Here is a 1,814-nt window from a genome sequence, read left to right on the forward strand (position 1 = left end):
AAGCCCAACGATCTGACGATCACGCGCAAGAACGGCGAGTGGTTCGCGAGCGTCACGCTGCGCGTATCGGAAGACGTATGCGCCCGTGCACGTACCGGCGACGCTCATCGAGGCGTCGACTTCGGGCTCAACGACTGGGCGACGTTCGACAACGGCGAGACGATCGCCAATCCGCGATTCGTGCGCAATGAGATGCCGCGCATGGCGGACCTACAGCGGCAGCAGGCGCGCAAGAAACGCGGATCCATTCGCTATCAGCGCTTGGGCAAGCAGGTTGCGAAGGTGCATGAGCGCATCGGCAATCTTCGCCGCGAGTTCCTTCATCAGACGACCTCGCGCATGGTCGCGTCCTGCGCGGTCATCGCCACGGAAGAACTGCGCACACAGAACATGAGCCGTTCGGCCGCCGGCACGCAGGACAAGCCCGGTCGGATGGTCAAGCAAAAGGCCGGGCTGAATCGCGAGATTCTGTCGGCCGGGTTGAGCATGGCGCACCACATGCTCGCGTACAAAGCGGTAGAGGCTGGTACGCGGCTGCATGTGTCGAACACGCGCCAGTTAAAGCCGTCGCAACGCTGCGCCGCGTGCTGGGAGATAGCGCCCAAGACGCTCGCGCAACGTGTGCATGTATGCCCGCACTGCGGACATACGGCGCAGCGCGACCAAAACGCAGCGTCGGTCGTTCTGATCGATGCGCATACGCCTGGAACGGGCGTAGCGGCGAGACCGAAACCGCTGGCGCGGCAACGCGCCAAGTCAAAGTCTATGACCCGCGAAACCCCCGCTACAGCGTCGACAGACGCTTAGCGGTGGGAGAGTTCATGATTAAAGCGCGTCCCGGAGCTTGTGTTTCAACACCTTTCCCGTCGATGCCGCCGGCAGCGCAGCCAGCACGCGGATCTCTGCGGGACGCTTATACGGTGCGAGCCGCGCTTCGCACCATTTGACGATATCGTCAGGCAGCGCATGCACCGACGGCAGCAGTTCGACGAACGCGATCACTTCCTCGTTGCCCTCGACCGGCCGCCCGATCACCGCCGATTGCAGCACGTCCGGGTGTGAGTTCAGCACGTTCTCGACTTCAGCCGGATACACGTTAAAGCCCGAACGGATGATCAGCTCCTTGCTGCGCCCCACGATATACAGCGCACCATCCGCCGCCTGACGCGCGAGATCGCCAGTTCGGAGCCAGCCGTCTTCCGTGACCGTCGCGCGCGTCTGCGCTTCATTGCGGTAATAACCGAGCATCACGTTCGGCCCACGCACCCACAATTCGCCGACCTCGCCCGGCGCCACATCCACACCATCCAGTGCGATAAAACGCAGTTCGATACCGGGTATCGGGTCGCCTGCGGAGCAGTCGTCGCGCGGTGCGTCGAGCATGGTCTGCGATATGGTCGGACTGCTTTCCGTCATGCCATAACCGTTGTGCAGCGGCACCTTGTACAAGCTTTCGACGCGCGCCTTCAGCGCGGCATCGAGAGGAGAGCCGCCGGAATAGGCGAAGCGCAACGCGGGTGCGCGCCACGGCGTACCGCTCGCCTGTGCCTGTTCGACGAGTTTCGCGTGCATGGCCGGCACGCCCTGGAAGATCGATACGTTTTCGTCGGCCAGTGCCCGTCGCACGGCTTCCGGCGCGAAACGCGGCGCGAGCCTGAGCGTCGCGCCGGCGTACAAACTGCCAAGACACACCGACGCCAGCCCGTAGATGTGCGTAATCGGCAGTACCGCGTACACCACGTCGTCGGGCGTCACACGCCGCAACGTGCTGGAAATTGCGGCGATAAACCGCACGTTGCGATGCGACAGCATCA

Annotated in this window: 2 protein-coding genes; one reads left to right on the forward strand and one right to left on the reverse strand. The window is 63.5% G+C overall.

Annotated features, from left to right (window positions below):
* On the forward strand, positions 1-807 hold an 807-nt coding region (locus VGH68_RS05425), incomplete at its 5' end, for a transposase (protein ID WP_331602496.1).
* An 18-nt stretch (positions 808-825) separates the two neighbouring features.
* Here the strand turns inward: VGH68_RS05425 and VGH68_RS05430 are convergent.
* Positions 826-1,814, reverse strand: a 989-nt coding sequence (locus tag VGH68_RS05430) for a fatty acid--CoA ligase family protein (RefSeq protein ID WP_331602497.1), incomplete at its 5' end; no start/stop codon positions are given.

It is taken from the genome of Paraburkholderia sp. (genome assembly GCF_036488505.1).
Taxonomy (GTDB): Bacteria; Pseudomonadota; Gammaproteobacteria; order Burkholderiales; family Burkholderiaceae; genus Paraburkholderia.